10 protein-coding genes are annotated in these 18,416 nt (G+C 54.5%); 8 read left to right on the top strand and 2 right to left on the bottom strand.

Annotation, left to right across the window (positions count from 1 at the left end; all coding sequences use genetic code 11):
* Genes hpt through GA0061077_RS03585 form a run of 4 tightly spaced genes read left to right on the top strand, consistent with a single transcriptional unit; the run spans position 1 to position 4,238 of the window.
* A complete protein-coding gene (gene hpt / locus GA0061077_RS03600) occupies positions 1 to 564 on the top strand; it encodes a hypoxanthine phosphoribosyltransferase (RefSeq protein WP_091847492.1) in 564 nt (187 codons plus the stop codon).
* On the top strand, positions 561 to 2,681 hold the full coding sequence (gene ftsH / locus GA0061077_RS03595) for an ATP-dependent zinc metalloprotease FtsH (protein ID WP_091847491.1): 2,121 nt from the start codon (positions 561 to 563) through the stop codon (positions 2,679 to 2,681). Before hpt ends, ftsH begins: the two co-directional genes overlap by 4 nt.
* Positions 2,682 to 2,685: 4 nt before the next feature.
* On the top strand, positions 2,686 to 3,696 hold the full coding sequence (locus GA0061077_RS03590) for a 2-amino-4-hydroxy-6-hydroxymethyldihydropteridine diphosphokinase (protein WP_143249595.1): 1,011 nt from the start codon (positions 2,686 to 2,688) through the stop codon (positions 3,694 to 3,696).
* A complete protein-coding gene (locus tag GA0061077_RS03585) occupies positions 3,693 to 4,238 on the top strand; it encodes a DUF3180 domain-containing protein (protein WP_091847489.1) in 546 nt (181 codons plus the stop codon). The genes GA0061077_RS03590 and GA0061077_RS03585 overlap by 4 nt, the downstream gene beginning before the upstream one ends.
* 401 nt (positions 4,239 to 4,639) lie before the next feature.
* On the opposite strand, the gene GA0061077_RS03575 is transcribed toward GA0061077_RS03585, so the two are convergent.
* Positions 4,640 to 5,551: an acyl-CoA thioesterase gene (locus GA0061077_RS03575; RefSeq protein ID WP_234696483.1), complete on the bottom strand. Its 912-nt coding sequence runs from the start codon at positions 5,549 to 5,551 to the stop codon at positions 4,640 to 4,642.
* Positions 5,552 to 5,897: 346 nt separating this feature from the next.
* Complete coding sequence (ettA, locus tag GA0061077_RS03570) at positions 5,898 to 7,574, bottom strand: energy-dependent translational throttle protein EttA (protein WP_091847487.1); 1,677 nt, start codon at positions 7,572 to 7,574, stop codon at positions 5,898 to 5,900.
* A gap of 279 nt (positions 7,575 to 7,853) precedes the next feature.
* Between ettA and GA0061077_RS03565 the strand changes: the two genes are divergently transcribed.
* From GA0061077_RS03565 to GA0061077_RS03550, 4 genes are all read left to right on the top strand, one after another.
* On the top strand, positions 7,854 to 8,807 hold the full coding sequence (locus GA0061077_RS03565) for a dioxygenase (protein WP_234696482.1): 954 nt from the start codon (positions 7,854 to 7,856) through the stop codon (positions 8,805 to 8,807).
* A 370-nt stretch (positions 8,808 to 9,177) separates the two neighbouring features.
* Positions 9,178 to 11,064: a DEAD/DEAH box helicase gene (locus tag GA0061077_RS03560; protein WP_091847653.1), complete on the top strand. Its 1,887-nt coding sequence runs from the start codon at positions 9,178 to 9,180 to the stop codon at positions 11,062 to 11,064.
* A gap of 163 nt (positions 11,065 to 11,227) precedes the next feature.
* On the top strand, positions 11,228 to 13,873 hold the full coding sequence (locus GA0061077_RS03555) for an excinuclease ABC subunit UvrA (RefSeq protein WP_091847486.1): 2,646 nt from the start codon (positions 11,228 to 11,230) through the stop codon (positions 13,871 to 13,873).
* Between the two features lie 269 nt (positions 13,874 to 14,142).
* Positions 14,143 to 18,204, top strand: a complete 4,062-nt coding sequence (locus tag GA0061077_RS03550; protein WP_260281730.1) for a DEAD/DEAH box helicase — start codon at positions 14,143 to 14,145, stop codon at positions 18,202 to 18,204.
* The last annotated feature ends 212 nt before the right edge of the window (positions 18,205 to 18,416 follow it).

The raw sequence follows: 18,416 nt of genomic DNA, 5'->3' as shown, positions 1-18,416 counted from the left end.
ATGGAAATCGCGGATGTACATGACCAAATCGACCACGAATTGGTATCTAAGACACAAATCGAAGAAAAGATCAACAGTGTCGCGGCACAGGTGAGCAAAGACTATAAGGACACGGATTTGCTTTTGGTTGCCGTGCTCAAAGGTGCCATGAACACGTTGGTGGCGTTTTCACAGGCCCTGAGCATCAACGTACAGATGGATTTCATGAGTCTGTCGAGCTACGGTGACGGATTATCCAGCAGTGGCACGATCAAGGTGCGTCAGGACCTTGCATGCGACGTGAAAGGCCGCGATATCTTGATCGTCGAAGACATCGTCGATTCCGGACATACGCTGGATTGGCTCATCCGAGAATTGAAAAACCGCGGAGCTGCCAGTGTTGAAGTCTTTGCGCTTCTGGAAAAGCCTTCACGTAGGGAAGTTGATGTGCCCTTGAAGTATCGGGGATACGAGGTGCCGGATGAATTCGTGGTGGGGTTCGGGCTCGATTATAAAGAGCGTTTCCGCAACCTTGACTCTATAGCGGTCTTGAAGCCTGAAGTCTACCAAGGAGAAGCAGTATGAGCTATCCTCAGAATCCACAAAACCCGATGGGACCGATGGGCAACCGCAATAACCCCGACAACAACAATCCTTTCAGTCCATTTAAGCGAGGCAACAAGCCCGATAACGGCAGCAACGGGCAGAATAACAACGGCGGTAATCCAAACGACAAGAAGCCGTTCTGGCAATCGCCGGCGCTTTGGGTTATGGCGTTGGTTCTGGTGATGCTCGTCGGGTTCCAACTGTTCACACAAACGGGTACACAGACAATCGATACCAAAAATGGCATGGAGCTGATAGCGGAAGGCAAAGCCAACCGTGTTCAGATCGTCGACAACAGGCAAATGGTCAAGCTCAAACTCGACGAAGATTTCAACAAACCTGATCCCAAGACCAAGGTGAATCACAACTATGGTCGGGACGTTCAGTTCTATTACACGTTTGCTGAGGGACCTGAGGTACTCAAGGTCGTTAAAGAGGCCGATCCCAAGGGCGGCTGGACCTCGGACATGCAGTCGGACTCGATTTGGGGCTACCTCATCTCCACGCTTCTGCCGTTTATTATCCTCATGGCCCTTTGTTGGTGGTTGTTCAGCCGCATGGGCAGTGGCATGAACGGAATGCTCGGCATGGGTGGCAAGAAAGATAACGGCAAGTTGCTCGAAGGCCAAACACCGACCACGAAGTTCTCCGACGTTGCCGGAGAAGACGCGGCCGTGGATGAAGTCAAAGAAATTAAGGACTTCCTCAAAGATCCTTCGAAATACAAAGCTCTTGGTGCACGTATTCCGCGCGGTGTTCTGCTTTATGGCCCTCCCGGAACCGGTAAGACCTTGCTGGCGCGCGCGATTGCAGGCGAGGCAGGTGTGCCGTTCTACTCGATGGCGGGCTCCGACTTTGTCGAGATGTTCGTAGGCCTTGGTGCTTCGCGTGTGCGTGACCTTTTCGAAGAGGCTAAGAAGCATGCACCGGCCATCATCTTCATCGATGAGATCGATGCTGTGGGCCGCAAGCGTGGTACCGGTATGAGCGGCGGTCACGATGAGCGTGAACAAACGCTCAACCAGTTGCTGGTCGAGATGGACGGTTTCGACAATGACACCAATCTCATCATCATCGCGGCCACCAATCGCCCCGATGTTCTCGATGAGGCGCTGTTGCGCCCCGGACGCTTCGATCGTCAGGTCGCCGTTGAGGCTCCTGATCTTGAAGGACGCGAGGCAATCCTTAAGGTGCATGCCAAAGGCAAGCCGTTTGTGCCTGACGTCGATTTACGAACTGTGGCTGTACGTACGCCCGGTTTCACAGGTGCAGACTTGGCCAACGTTCTGAACGAAGCCGCACTGCTGTGCGCTCGTGCAGGAGCTCAGCTGATTGACAACCGTGCTATCGACGAGGCCATCGACCGCGTTCAATCCGGTCCGAAGCGGCAATCGCGTGGCATGGCTCTCGATGAGATGCGCAATACCGCTTACCATGAAGGTGGCCATGCCTTGGTTGCGGCTGCGCTGCACCACACCGATCCGGTGACCAAGGTCACAATCCTTCCGCGAGGACGTGCCTTGGGTTACACGGCTGTCATGCCTACGCAAGACAGGTACTCCCAGTCTCGCAATGAGCTGCTTGATCAGATGGCTTACGCGATGGGTGGCCGTACTGCCGAGGAGATCGTTTTCCACGATCCGACAACGGGTGCTTCCAACGATATCGAGAAGGCGACGCAGATTGCCCGCAAGATGGTCCTTGAATTCGGATTGTCCTCCAAGTTGGGTGCCGTTAAGTGGGCTGATGCTGAACATGGCGAGGACTCCGCCAACAACTTCATCCACGATTATTCCGAACGTACTCAGGACGCGATCGACGAAGAAGTGCACGGCATGATTGAAACCGCGCACACCGAGGCATGGCGAATCATCACTGAGAACCGTGATGTGCTTGATGAGCTCGTCCGTCAGCTCCTGGTCAAGGAAACCTTGAACGAAAAGGAACTTAAGGTCATTTTCGCTAATCTCAAGATGGCTCCGGAACGTCAGCTTTGGCTTTCCGACTCGGCTCGTCCCGATTCGGACCTTCCGCCTGTGCCGATTCCGGAATCGCTGAAGCGTTCGGTCGGTATGAAGCCGGGAGAGACCAAGTAAGCAAATGGCGGATTCATTGATTAATGATTCGAAAGAGTCGAGGGGCGTGACAGCAGATGGCACGCCCCTCGGCGTTCATGCGCGAATCTCACTTTCGTTCGATCCTACGGTGAGCGAGGATGTAACAGCGGGCACTGCCGTATGGAGGCGGATGCTTGAAGCTGTTGGGGAGGGAAGGGCGAGTGTGGATGTTACGGTGCATCTGGTCGATGAAAGTGACGATGGTTTACCGTTTTTCGGACGTCGCGAAGACAGTGGAGACAGTGCACCACAAGCTATTGAACAATTAACGTTCGCCGAAGTGCCGGTGAGCTTTGATGATGGTGCCGAGTATGGCGGTGATGCCGTAACTGGTGGCGGTATGTATGTTGCTCCGACCAAGGCTTCACTAGCTGGTGCAACCATCGCCGATCAGATGCGCAAGAACGAGTCTGATAAACGAAAAGTACAGCAACAAGACACGATGGAAGATGTTTATGCCGTTCCTCGGCGAGCAATCATCGCGATGCGCAGCAAAACGACTGATGCTGAAAAGCGCTTCCGTTCCGCCATTGTTTCGATCGATGCAGTGCCCGGCAATCAGGTCGAAGGTATTTCGCCGCTTTATCGTGTCATGGGCATTGATAGTTCGGACGCAAGTGCCGCTGTTATCCAGGTGATCACCAAACTCAAGCCGCAGGCTATCATAACGTTGCTTGATTCATTGTCGGCATCGCACGAAGGCGCCGTTGCATTGCGCCTGGTTGATATTGAGGGTGAGTCGATTGGTGCGGTCGCCGATATTGCCCAAGCATCGGAAAGTGGTGCTCAAGATGTATCGGAAGCGGTTGCGAACACTATCGAATTACCGTTGACGGATGCTAAAGCACAAGCTGAAATCCTCGCGCCGTGGCTTGATATGGATCCCGAGGCGCGCCTCGACGGCGACCCTGTTTCCTATTTGTTGGCAATGGCACCTGATGCTGCGCGTGTGGGCAAAGTCGACGACCGATGGATACTGGGGGAGACACAATGAGTGCACGGCGAACGGCTTGGTGGTATTACGTCATTGCGGCGTTGCTGGGGCTCCTGCTAGGCGCGATGCTCTTCAAGACCGATGAGATAACTAGGCTTTCGCTCATCGGTGCTCCGTGGTTTGTTTCGTTCGTTCTGGTGCTGCTTGGCGTTGTCGTCCTGGTTTTGGCGCTTCAAGTGCATCAATATGCCATTACCGATCCGACCAAGCGCAAAAGTTGGGTTGATCCGACTAAGGCCGTGTACACGCTGATGCTTTCCAAGGCGTTGGGCGTTGCCGGTGCGATGCTGGCTGGATGGTATCTCGCCCAGCTATTGCTGTGCTTGCCGCATTGGGGTGCCCGGTATTACCAGAGCGTGGTTATTCAATGTGGTATTGCCACTGTTATCTGCATCGCCGACATGATTGTCGGCATAATCGGCGAATGGCTGTGCCAGCTGCCGCCGAGCGAAGGCCCGGATGATCCGAAAATCAAGACTGCCAAGCGACGTGAGCGTCGACGCAAAGCCATTGCCGGTTCGGTCAACAAAAGAAGGTGTTAATCCAGAAGGAATACGAAGTAAAGTGCTGAAACGGACATTTGAAAACAATGGCGAGTCGTATGATTTGATATTGACTGAACCAGAACAGACCGCAACTGGAGAATACCGGACAACTGTTTCGTTGACACATAAGGGCGAGACTGTATGGTCGTATGAAATCACTGGCATTGATGGTGTCCAGTCGACGCTCAAAGGTATGATGTTCGCTTGACAGTTGCTAGAAAGTGCTTGCGGTTACACATTTCTCGATGATGAGGACTTGATGCTTCCTGATGTTGTTTTGTAGTCGGAAGCGGGATTTGCGGGTTTAGGTATAGAAATTCGGCGGATGAATTGGCTAAGGAGCCGTTCCATCCGCCGAATCATTCGATTTTGGCATCATGAGGATTTTCTGCTGAAGATCAATCCCTTTCAGGTATGCGTATGGTGGCTTCCTGACTCATTGCGGCTAAGAGCTTTCCGTCTGCTGAATAGACCTTGGCGATGCCCAAAGCGCGGCCGTGTCCGGCTACAGGGGCATCCTGCACATACAGATGCCATTCGTTCATGTCGATATTGTCGTACCACCACATCGAATGATCGATCGAGGCGTAGAAGATGCCCGGTGTGGAGATGCTCAGACCTGCGCGGCGCAGATCGGGTTCCATCATCACCTGATCGCATTCCAGTCCCAGCAGGGCACGATGCACGCTTTGCTGGGACTCGATTTTGTCGGACATGCGCATCCACACCAATTGCTTGCCGGAATCCTCTTCTGCGCTGTGCTTATCGGGAACGAGCATGACGGTTGAGCCGATGTGTCGGATGTCAAAGGGAGACTGCGAAGTGTAATAGTTGGCGAAACTCGATTTGTCGGCATACGGTTCCATCAGGTCCTTGGCACTGGCAAGGGTTTCCGGATCCGGCAGATTGGAAGGCATGTCGTCGCTGAATTGTACTCCGGGCTGACCGGTCTTCTGCAGGCTTACCGTGGCGGTGAACAGCAATTGATCAGCCTGCTTGGCATCCACGCGGCGGGTGGAGAACGACCGACCATCGCGCAGTGACTCGACTTCATAACGGGTCGGCTCATCCAGCTTGCCGACCTTAATGAAGGTGGCGTGGATGGAATTGGCCACCTTGTCGTCGTCTGTGGTGTTGGTAGCTGCAATGATGGCCTGTGCCGTCATCTGCCCCCCATAGATACGCTCAGTGGGGTAGTAGAGGTTCGTGGCATCGTTGAAGACGGTGTGCCCTTCCTGCTGGATGCCGGCCTTGAGTTCCAGTGCCTCAACCGCCCGCTGTGCTGCGTTGCCGGTCGTCATTTCCGCCATGTCAGTCCTCGTTTCTTTTTAATAACGTTTATGCGAGTCTAATCCTCGCCGCCGAACTTTTGCGCGGATTGTGCCAGTATCTGGCGCTGCGATTGGTGCCGTAATCGAGTTGTATATGTACGTAAGTCATACGAATTTCGCCAACTCAAGGGCTTAACGCCAAATCGTGCTATCGTGCAGACAATGATTGATATCACATTAGCGCTCGCCGTACCAATGCCAAGTGGGGAAGCGGGAATAGGCGACGCTCGGGATTCGGACTTGGTCAAAAAGCTGAAAATCGTTCTGAGCTGCATATCCCGTTTCCCCACATTAGTATGTGAAAACGGCAGGTTGTCGTCGGAGATCAGCGCGTCAGTTTGCGATGGATGCGGTGGGGGCGGGAAGCCTCCTCGCCAAGACGCTTGACCTTGTCTTCCTGATAAGCTTGGAAGTTGCCTTCGAACCAATGCCATCTGGCCGGGTTCTCGTCATCGCCTTCCCAAGCAAGAATGTGGGTGGCGATGCGGTCGAGGAACCAACGATCATGGGAGATGACCACGGCGCAGCCGGGGAACTCGATAAGTGCGTTTTCCAACGATTCGAGCGTTTCCACATCGAGGTCGTTGGTGGGCTCGTCGAGCAGGAGCAGGTTTCCGCCCTGCTTGAGGGTCAACGCGAGGTTCAGCCTGTTGCGCTCGCCGCCGGAAAGCATGCCGGTGAGCTTCTGCTGATCGCTGCCTTTGAAGCCGAAGCTGGCGACGTAAGCGCGCGTAGGCACTTCCACGCCGGCGACATCAATGAAGTCGTTGCCATCGGAAACCGCCTCCCACAAGTTTTTGTTGGGGTCCAGGCCTTCGCGGTTCTGATCGACGTAGGAGATCTTGACGGTCTCGCCGATGTTCAGCTCGCCGCTGGAGAGAGGCTCCTTGCCAACTATGGTCTTGAACAGCGTGGACTTGCCGACGCCGTTGGGGCCAATGATGCCCACGATGCCGTTACGGGGCAACGTGAAGGAAAGATCATCGATAAGCACGCGGTCCCCGAAAGCCTTGTGAATATGCTCGGCTTCCAACACCTGCGAGCCCAAACGTGGTCCTGGTGGGATGACAATCTCGGAAAAGTCGAGCTTCTTGGAGTTACGTGCCTCGTTTTCCATCTCATCGTAGCGGGCGAGACGTGCCTTGTTCTTGGCCTGGCGTGCCTTGGGTGAGCTCTTGACCCAGTCGAGCTCATTCTTCAGACGTCTGGCGAGTTTAGCATCCTTGGCGCCTTGGATCTCCATACGCTTTTCCTTGGTTTCCAAGTAAGTGGTGTAGTTGCCCTTGTAGGGGTAGAGATGGCCACGATCGACCTCGCAGATCCACTCGGCTACGTTATCCATGAAGTAACGGTCGTGGGTGACGGCAATAACGGCACCCTTGTAAGAGTGCAGGAACTGTTCGAGCCAAAGAATGGACTCGGCGTCCAAGTGGTTGGTGGGTTCGTCGAGCAGCAGCAGATCCGGAGCCTCAAGCAGCAGCTTGCACAGTGCCACGCGTCGGCGCTCGCCGCCGGAGCAGACGTTGACCGTAGTGTCTGGGTCCGGGCACTGCAACGCATCCATTGCCTGTTCAAGTTGGGAATCGAGATCCCAACCGTCGGCGGCATCGATTTCTTCCTGAAGCTTGCCCATTTCGGTCATCAGCGCATCATAATCAGCATCTGGATCGGCCATTTCCTCACCTATTTGGTTAAAACGGTCGATTTTTTCAGTGATTTCGCCAAAAGCTGCCTTGATGTTCTGGCCGACTGTTTTGGTTTCGTCCAGTGGAGGTTCCTGTTGGAGGATGCCCACGGAATAGCCGGGGGTCAGTTTTGCATCCCCGTTGGAAACGGTTTCGATGCCGGCCATGATTTTCAGCAGGGTCGATTTACCCATGCCGTTAGGGCCGACCACGCCGATTTTCGCGCCTGGCAAAAAGCTCAGGGTCACGTCGTCAAGAATCACGCGGTCGCCGTAGGCTTTGCGGGCATTGATCATTTGGTAAACAAACTCAGCCAAGTATTCGTTCCTTCGTTCTGATGTGTGCTTTATCTCATTGCATGTGAAGCGTTTTCCGCATGGGTGTTTTGCCTGCGGTCCACGCCAATTTTCGCATATTGAGTAGACGTTGCGCGCTGGGCTTGCCGGGGGTTCGATGTTGGTTTTTCGCCTTCTTAACGTGAGATGGAGCACGCTTGGGAACAGAAGTCAAAAATGATATGTTGAGTCTTGTAATGTGCTCGATCCGCTCTGCATGTTGCGGCGCGATCGGACTATGCTGATTGCTGCGCAGGACGGATGCGATTGGTGAATCGAAAGTTTCCGGTAACCGATGAACGGAGTGATGCGATGGAACAGCGTGTAATGAGTCTGAGGGCTGATTTGCCTGACCCGCTGCCTATTGAAAATCCGCTGAGTTCTTTTGACGCGCGTGTACCGGCTGAAATTGAGCGTTCCTCAGGTCTGCTGTTGCAGGGAAGGCGTCTGCGTTCCTTCGCGTATACCACGGATGTGGCGGTGATTCACAATACCAACGCCGATGCGATCCTCGCTGTTTACCCGTTCATGGGCCAGCCGGTTATCAATCAGGCTGTGCTTTCGGTAGCGCAGGTACCTGTGTTCGTCGGAGTTGGTGGCGGCACCACCACGGGGACGCGAGTGCTTGAGCTTGCGGTGTTTGCCGAGATGCAAGGAGTCGCGGGCGTCGTGCTGAACGCGCCCAGCGAGGTCGAGACTGTGCGTGAGGTTGCAATGACTATTCATGTTCCCGTGATGGCCACAGTCGTCGACTGGGATGATATGGTGCAACGCAAAATCGAGGCGGGTGCAAAAATCATCAACGTTGCAGCCGGCAAGCATACCGCGGAAGTCGTCGCGTGCGTCAAGGACCGGTATCCGGAGATTCCCGTTGTTGCCAGTTCCGGAGGTTCCGGCGAATCAATTCGTGAGACCATCGCGTCTGGTGCAAATGCGCTTTCGTGGACACCTCCGAGTTCTGCCCAGTTGCAGAAACAGATGATGGATCGCTATCGTCGTGGTGAGACCACGCACTCCGATGAGACACCCCATGCAGTCAGTTCGCCACCTATTCCCGGCGTTAATCTCAGTGATGTCACCAAAAGCTTCTATACATCGACGGCTTCGATGGGGTATCCATATACAGATGTGCCGCCGGACAGGTCTCCGCGTCCTCGCCACAAGAAGCAAGATCCTCCCAGCGAGGACACCGTTGCGTCACCAAGGGAAAACTGAACGAGCAAGGAATTGTCGTTATTGTGCGTTCAGGGAGCTGACTGCGTGTTGCGACAAAATTCGTTTAGTGGTTTTGACTGCGCGTTGATTGTGTCATGCTTGATTTGGTGTTTGGTAGTAGCTTCGTGTTCTGCGGTTGTGTAGGACCCCTGATACACTGAAGTGTCCATTAAGAAGCCGGGGTTTACATACTTTTTGAGAAATAGGTCGGCTTCAATCTTTGTGAAAGGCTGTTGTGCCGAACCGTAGTTCTCATCAATATAACGATAATAAAAATTCAAATAATGCCGCTGATTTTTCAGACGAGCGGTACGCAGGAAACGCAGTGAACGATTCCTTTGAAACGGTGCCGTTGAAGAATGCCGAGGAAATGTCCCAAGGGGCGGCTGCTTATGCCAAGACTGGTGATCAGCCGGAACGCACTTTTGCGCAGCTCGGTGTCCCTGGGCCTCTGGTGCATGTGCTGGCAAAGGACGGAAAAACCGTCGCGTTCCCGATTCAGGCCGATACGCTCACCGATTCGCTTGCCGGGCGTGATGTGCTCGGCCGTGGTGAAACGGGAAGTGGCAAGACGCTTGCTTTCTCGATTCCGCTGGTGGCACGTCTGGGCGAGCAGCTTGGCGGCTCCGTGCGTGACACTCAACGACACGACAGTCTGCCGCATCCGCGTGCGATGATTCTGGCACCGACCCGTGAGCTGGTCAATCAGATTGACGAGGTTGTGGCCCCGCTTGCCGCTGCTTATGGCATGCGCACCGTCACTGTATATGGTGGCGTGAAGTACAGCCGTCAGATTGCGCAGCTTCGGGCTGGTGCCGAGATTGTTCTCGCCTGCCCGGGACGTCTTGAGGATCTCTTGCACCAAGGCGAGCTTTCCGTCGAATCAGTTGAGATCACAGTGCTTGACGAGGCTGACGAGATGGCTGACATGGGCTTCCTGCCTGCCGTGCAGCGTTTGCTTGAACAGGTCGATCGCAACGGCCAGCGCATGCTGTTTTCCGCCACACTCGATCATGGTGTCGATAAAGTTGTGCGTCAGTTCCTGCATGAACCGAAGATTCATCAGATTGCGCCGGCCGATGCGCAGGTTGATACCATGACTCACCATGTTTTCGAGGTTTCTCAAGGCAATAAGTATGAGGTCATTCGGGAGCTCGCCAGTGGCAAAGGCAAGCGCATCCTGTTCACGCGCACCAAGTTCCAGGCCAAGAAAATGGCCGAGAAGCTGGTTCATGCCGGCATTCCCGCCGTCGATCTGCAGGGCAACCTTTCGCAGAATCAGCGTGATCGGCACTTGGCGGCTTTCACTTCGGACGATGTAAACGTGTTGGTGGCCACCGATGTGGCCGCCCGTGGTATCGATGTGAGCGATGTGACGATGGTCGTGCAGACCGAACCTCCGGAGGATCCCAAGTCATTCCTACATCGTTCTGGCCGTACGGCTCGGGCTGGTGAATCCGGTGATGTGGTGACACTTGTTCTTCCGCAACAGCGTCGTGACGCCCGTCAAATGCTCCGTCGTGCTGGAATCAAGGCAAAGAGCGAACAGATTGTTCCAGGTTCGGACAAGCTCAAGGAGTTGGTGGGCGAGCATGCACCGCTCGTTGAGGGTTGGACGCTGACTGTCCCGGTTGTCGATCGCAAGGCCGGACGTTCCGGTTGCGGCAGAGGGCGAGGTCATGGCCGTCGTGACCGCGGCGGACGCCGTGATCGTATGAATCGCCGTGAGGGAGCGCGTCGTTCGTTTGATGATCGCAAGAGTGCCGGTTCCGGTGAGTCCAGGCGTGATTCGAGTCGTCGTGGAGAGCGTGATTTCCGTGAATCGTTTAGTCATGATGATTCTCGGGGCAACGAAAGGCGACAGGAGGGGCGCAGCGAGCGCCACAACCCACGTTATGACGATGGGCAAGGTCCGATCGAGGGTCGTTCTTCTCGTGGGAATCGCCGCTCGCGTGACTTCGACAGCCAAGGCAACGCGAAGCGTTCCCGCCGCTCAGATTATGATGGTCGCGTCAGAGGAAAAGGTGGCAAAAGCCGTGATGCTCAGCGTTCGGGAAAACGTAACGGTGGTTATTCCGAAGGCTACGGGGGTTCGTATGGGTCGCGCAGGTCGAATCGGTCAAACGGTCACGGTCGTGGGCGTGATGAAGGGTTCGAAGGTCGTTCGAGTGACGGCGGCCAGCGTTCACGTAAGGCAGATGGCTTCCGTCGTTCGCACAGCAAGCGTAAATTGACTCCGTTCCGTCGTGCGCGCTGAGTGAAGGTCTGATGCTGATGAATGAAAGTTCCGTTTGCCGGCTTTGCGCTTGGTTTTAATGGAGGTGTCGTGGCTATCCACGGCACCTTTTGCGTTATTATACAGTGGCCTCATATTGGGCTGAATTCGTAATCTGGCAGGAGGAACGAATACAGTTGGTGGAATGGACAATAGAAACAATGGTGATGGCGTAACTCTAGGTAAAGTGCGTGAGAGTGGGGCTTCCTCGGCGCCAGAAGCCATCGAAGTGCGGGGCGCTCGGGTCCACAATCTGCGGAACATCGATGTTTCAATTCCGCTTAATCAGCTGGTGGGTATCGCCGGAGTCTCAGGATCCGGGAAATCGTCTTTGGCACTGGGGGTGCTGTATGCCGAAGGCTCGCGACGCTACCTTGATGCTCTTTCGACCTATACCCGCCGGCGAATGACGCAGGCAGAGAAACCGCAGGTTGACGCGGTCCGTTTTGTTCCTCCGGCTTTGGCGCTGCGCCAACGACCGGGCGTTGGCGGCATGCGTTCTACTTTCGGCACGTCGACAGAGACGTTGAATGTGGTTCGGTTGATGTTCTCACGCTTAGCTGCTCACCCCTGTCCAAATGGGCACTATCAAAAGCCGACGCTCGATGTCGCCGCCGAAGTGCCGATTCATTGCGCAGTCTGTGGGGCGCTCGTTGAACCGCCCAGCGCCGAACAGCTTGCCTTCAATTCAACGGGGGCATGCCCGACTTGTCAGGGCACCGGCATCATCCATGAAGTGAACGATGCCGCGTTGGTGCCCGATGAGAATCTCACCATTGATGAAGGTGCTGTTGTGCCGTGGCGTACGTTCGGCTTCAACGTCCAGCCTGATATCGTTAGGGAGTTCGGAGTGCGCACGGATGTACCGTTCCACGAGTTGACGCACAGGGAGCGCGACATTGTTTTCAACGGACCGGAGGAAAAGAAACATATCACCATCACCTCAGTCAAAGGCATTCATAATCTTGATTTCACGTTCCGTAACGCGCGGTTGACCGTGACCAAAGAACTCGACCGTGCCACCGATGAAAAACGAATGGTCAAGGTGGCGAAATTCTTGGTCGAGCGCACATGTCCGGATTGTGAAGGTTCTCGCCTCAACGAGGCGGCCCGGGCTCCGAAAATCGGAGAGGATGGCTTGGCCGAGGTAACTTCCTGGCCCCTGCGAAAGGTATTATTGTGGGCCAAGAGTGTACCTAACCATTTGCCGGAGGATATGCGCCAGATGGCACTGAGTCTGGTCGACACACTGGAAGATATGGGACGCAGACTTATTGAGCTCGGTTTGGGTTATCTGACTTTGGATCGCTCCACAGCCACGCTCTCCACGGGAGAACGTCAGCGTGCACAGCTTTCTCGGGCGGTGCGCAACGAAACCACGGGTGTCTTGTATGTGCTTGATGAACCCTCCACAGGTCTGCATCCGGCAAACATCGAGGGGCTTATCGGTGTAATGCGCGATCTTCTTGGATCCGGCAATTCGGTGGTTTTTGTCGATCACGATGTTCACGTGCTCAACGCGGCCGATCGCTTCATTGAAATGGGACCGGGTGCAGGCGGGCGCGGAGGACGTGTGCTTGCACAGGGAACGCCTGCTGAAATACGGCATAACACTAAGTCCCTTATTGCCGGATTTCTTGATGGTTCGCAGCCTGTGGTGGTCAGAAATCGATTGCCGTTGCCGCCTGTTTCCAAAACCGATTGGGTCAGGATGAGTATTGAGGCGATTCACACGGTCCATCCTTTGAGTATTGCCATTCCTCGCGGACGCATGACCGCCGTTTCCGGTGTTTCCGGCTCCGGGAAGACCACGGTGATTCTCGAATCGCTGATTCCTGCTATGCAGGCACAGGAGGATGGCACGCCGCCGCCGTCACATGTTCGCGAGCTTGGCACCGCCGGTATCACCCGTGTTCGTTTGGTTGATTCCGCTCCCATCGGCATCAATGTGCGTTCGACCCTCGTCACGTACACCGGCATAATGGACATGCTGCGAAAGGCTTTTGCCTCCACAGCATTGGCGCGCAGTCGCAAGTTTAATGTTTCCGCATTTTCATACAACACAGGTTCTCTGCGTTGCCCGCAATGTGACGGTACGGGTCAAATCAGCCTCGATATTCAGTTCCTGCCTGATGTCACTATCGCTTGTCCATCCTGTCACGGTCGCCGATATCGACCGGAAATCAACGAAGTTCGTCTGGCAACGCCCAGCCATCCGCATGGGTTGACGTTGCCTGAGATATTGGATTTGGAAGTCGATGACGCCCTCGATGTCTTTGCTCCTGAAGAAGCTGCCGATGAAGCAATGTCAGTGCGATCGACCGGCGGTGAGAGCATGGTTGCCCCGAATCTTCTCAAACGGATACATAAGGCCTTGGAAACCTTGCATGATCTCGGTTTGGGGTACCTCACACTTGGCGAGGATACTCCCAGTCTTTCGGGCGGTGAAGCCCAGCGTCTCAAGCTTTCCAATGAGCTTGGCAAGCAGCAGCGCACCTCGCTGTTCGTCTTGGACGAGCCGACGACCGGTCTGCATCCGCTCGATGTTCGTACGCTGATTGAAGTACTGCAACGACTCGTAGATCGCGGGGCCACGGTGGTCTTCATCGAACATGACCTTGATATGATCGCCAACGCCGACTATGTCATCGACATGGGGCCAGGGGGAGGCGAGGAAGGCGGAACGGTGGTCGCAACCGGCACTCCCGACGAGGTGGCTTCCAACCCTGAGAGCGTCACCGGACGTTATCTTGCCGAGCATATGGCCGGCAAGAAGAAGGGCTGCCGATAGCTCTGTCGCAATTACTTGGGATTGTTGGCGCACTCGAAGGCTGATTTTGCGCGAACCGGTCGAAGAAGCTTGGTGACGTCCAGCTGGGCGAAATACCAGATTATTCGGTTCAGGCTTAATGGATTGCGTTTGATCTTGATTTTGCAACGATTTCCTGCGTGGTGACATGGTAGCGGCTGGTCGGATGGAGTAGAATGAAAGTTTGCGGCCTTTCGATACCGTGACAATTTGAAGCCGCAGGCAGACTGCTATGGGACGGGGGATACGATTTGGATTGGCGTGCGTCAGTATATGGGTCGAGAACCGGAAACTCGGGAGGGTTTGGCCTCGGTTCGGGTTTGGACGACGATTCGTTCGATACGACTGACGACCTCGATGGCGGAGTGACTTTCGGTGCCAGCAAACCGGCTGTTCCCGAAGCAGTGCTGCGCCAGAGAGGCGGCAAGAGTTTCTATCGCGCCTACGAAATCATTTCCGCAGGGCGGATGCACAATCTCATCTGTACGCCGGGTGAGCACGGCACATTGCTTGAAGCCGCGGTCGATCCCGCCGATCAGTTTGCCCAGGATTATGAGGTCAGCGCTCGCATTGACGAGAACCAAGGCGAGATTCTGGACTCGAGCTGTACCTGTCCGGCATTCGGGCGGTTCGGTGCGATTTGCAAGCATGTCATTGCACTGATCATGCAATACAACGATGCTCCCGAACAATTCGAAGAGCTCGGCAACGGCATCGTTGCATCCGTCAACGGTGGTCTCAACCGTTCACGTAACGTCGTTCATCGCACCTCACGGATGTTGCGTTCGTACATGCAGCAGGAGGATTCCAGGCTTGAAGTCCAATCCAAGAACCGTCAACTGGACCTTCTTAAGGAAATCAGTAGTCGTGCTGCCGGTGATGTCAGCAGCAACGTGGCACTGAGCCGTCACATGCCCATTGGTTCGGTCGTTTTGCGTCCCTTGCTTAAGAGTGCGGCAAAGGGATGGTATCTTCGCGTGCATATTGCCGTACCCTCCAAAGGGATTTCCTATGTCGTCAAGGATGTGCGCGACTTGGTTGATGCCGTGCAACAGCGAGAATTCGTCACGTACGGCAAGAAACTCGCATTCGTTCACTCCCTTGATTCGTTTGATGAGCGCTCGCGATCCATTCTGACCATCCTTGGTCGTGCCATCGAGATTCGCAAAAGCGTTTCCGGTGATTTCGAGTTCTACAAAAGCAAGATCGAGGCGCAAGAAATACGCCTATCGGATGACGAGACCGCTGAATTGCTTGATCTGTTTGTTGATGCCGATGTAACTCTCGATTATGTGCCGGTCCACGGCGATTTTGCTTCCGCTGTTCCGGTTCGGGTGGTTGAGGATGACCCTGAGCTAGGTTTGGAAGTGGTTCGAGCCGATGAGGGGAACCTGACTGCCGACGGCACTCCTTCTTCAGGCGATGAACCGATGGGTGTCGATAACGAGAATTCTTCGGCAAGGCACGATTATTGTATCCGTCATTCGCGCAGCATAGAAAAGTTCATCATTGGTAGAGGGTCATCGTTCGTAGTCGTCGACTCTGTAGACAGTGACGGCCCCTTGGGTGTGAGCATTCCGGAAATTCACCGTTGCTCGCGTGCTATGACCGCGAATCGTAATTTGCTGCGGGTGCTTTGTGACGGCGATGGGCAACGCGATTTGTACTTGAGCGGCAATGATGTCGAAGAGTTTTCACGGACTGTGCTTCCTGCGCTTGATCCGATCGTCGCCGAGGAAGACGCGGATAATGCTGGGAATGTTGAAACTGTCGATGCTGGTTTGAGTGATAACGGTTCGGATCGGGAAGCGTCATCCAATGGAGCCGAACACAGTGGGCTGGTGCAAGACGGTGCGAACAGAGCGACCAACGTGAAATCGGCTGTGGGCGCTGGTGCAACGTTGGCAACACGTGGGGCTTCACATCATGGCATTGCAGTCAAGCTGCCGCCTGAGCTGATCGATATGCGCCGTCTTCCGTGCCATATCGAAACCTATCTTGACCGTGATAAAAATGGGATTACCTGCGATGTGCAGGCCCGTTATGGGGATGAACGTTTCCATGTGTTTTCCGGTATTTCAGAGCATGAACGAGTTGTCAGGGATCGTGAAACGGAACGGCTGGCCGTGGAGGCGGTACGTCAGTACTTCCCGATGCCTCAAGGAACGATTGCTCGCATTGCGGAAGATGATGATAAGGCCATCTACAGGTTATTGAACGAGGGTCTTCCTGTATTGCGAGGCCTCGGGGAAGTGTTTTCCACACCGAGTTTTGACGGACTCACGTCATCGCCACATCCCGTCTTCAAGGTCGGACTGGCGATCAAATCGGGATTGGTCGAGGTCTCGCCGATCGCTGACGAGATAGACCCCTCCGACGTGCCGGCGCTATTGAACAGCTACCGCAAGAAGCGCAAATTCCACCGCTTGCGAAGCGGCGCTTTCGTCAATATGGCTGATGTCGATACCAGCAGACTCGATGAGGTCAGCAGTGATTTGGGTCTGAAACCGGCAGAACTTGATTCCGGTGCCATCCGCGTCCCCGGCTACGAAGCCTATTATCTGGATCATCAAGCCGATGAGCAGGACAAGAGTGACGAATTCCGTTCTTACATCAACGATTTGCGGGTTCTTAATCCGAAAAGCTACCGGGTTCCCGATTCGCTCGCACATGTCTTGCGACCCCATCAGGTGGAAGGATTCCGCTGGCTCAATGCTGTGTCCGACAAAGGTTTCGGAGGTATTCTCGCCGATGAAATGGGACTGGGCAAAACCGTGCAGATGCTTTCATATTTGCTGTCGTGTTGCGAGAAGCAGCGCAAGGTAGGTCCCAGTCTTATCGTTTGCCCGGCTTCGCTCGTGTACAACTGGGCGGGCGAATGTGCCAAGTTTGCTCCTCAGCTCAATGTCAGCGTGCTTGCTGGCTCCAAAGCCGAACGTCGGGCAGAACTGAAAAATGCCAAGTCGTGGTATCGCGGAACTCATGATGATCAAAATGAGAAGTGGGATGCACCTGATGTTTTGATCACCTCCTACGATCTGTTGCGTCGCGACATCGATGATTATGAAGGCCTTGAATGTTATTGCATGACGCTCGACGAGGCGCAATACATCAAGAACCATGCCACCAAGTCCGCTCATGCCGTGCGTTCGATTAGTGCCCGGCATTGCTTTGCCCTGACCGGCACCCCGATTGAAAATCGACTTTCCGAGCTGTGGAGTATCTTCGATTTCCTTATGCCGGGTATGTTGGGGGCATACAAGCATTTCCGCGACCGCTTCGAGATGCCGATTCTCTCGGGTGACAAGGACGCACAGGCCAAGTTGCAAGCGTTCGTCGGCCCATTCATTCTTCGTCGTCTCAAGTCGCAGGTGCTCAAGGATCTGCCGGACAAGATCGAAAACGTCATCACCGTCAAGTTGGAAGGCGAACAGCGCAGGTTGTATGCCGCTCTCGAACAGCAGTTGCGGGCCACTTTGAACAAGCAGCGCGACATCGAATACAAAACCGGTAAAATTCAGATTCTGGCCCAGCTTACCCGCCTGCGCCAGGTCTGCTGTGATCCGCGTCTGCTATTCAGCAATGTGGGCAGCAACGTCGTCAAGAACAATGAACATATCTGGGGTGCACCAAGCCGCGAGATTGAACGTGCAGACGATCAACCGATTGATGAGTTCAGCGAAACCGCTGATGCGTCGGCGAATATGATTGCGGGCAATGCCGATTCGTCGGATTCAAGTGTGGGCATTTTGGGGGAGATGGGTGCGGCCGGCAAGCCGCGCAAGATTACGTCGGCCAAACTCGATGCCATCGAGGAGCTTGTGTCCAGTTGCCAGGATGCCGGTCGTAAAATGCTGATTTTCTCGCAGTTTACCAGCTATTTAGAACTGATAGCTGAGCGTTTGCGCCAGAATGGTGTCGCATACAACGTCATTACCGGATCGACCCCCAAACGCAAGCGGCTTGAACTGGTCGATCAGTTCAACAACGATGACACCCTTGTCTTCCTTATTTCACTGAAAGCCGGCAATACCGGCCTGAATCTCACAGGCGCATGCGTGGTGGTCCATGCCGATCCGTGGTGGAACGCGGCGGCGCAGGAGCAGGCCACCGATCGCGCCCACCGCATCGGTCAGACCCAGGATGTCAATGTCTACCAAATTGTCGCTAAAGACACCATCGAAGAGCGAATTTTAAAAATGCAGCAGTCTAAAAGCGACTTGGCTCACCGTTTTGTCGACAAGGCCGGCAGCGGTACTGCGACTGGGATCTCGAACCTTACCAAGGACGATCTTTTGCAACTGCTGGAGTGAGCGATGACGAAATGAGAGGTATTCATGCACAGGGCTCAACGGTCATCCGGCGAATGTTGTGCTATGTGATCTGCATTGTATGTCCCATTCCCTTATATGGACATGCTTGTGCAAATTCAACAGATGTTTATATGATTATAGAGTTGTTTCTAATTGTTTGGTTCCGGATCACGGGGTAGGATGACTGTTGTTTCGGTTCTCATTCATAGTGT

The organism is Bifidobacterium commune, assembly GCF_900094885.1.
Classification (GTDB): domain Bacteria; phylum Actinomycetota; class Actinomycetes; order Actinomycetales; family Bifidobacteriaceae; genus Bifidobacterium; species Bifidobacterium commune.
This window is presented reverse-complemented; position numbering and strand designations above follow the sequence as displayed.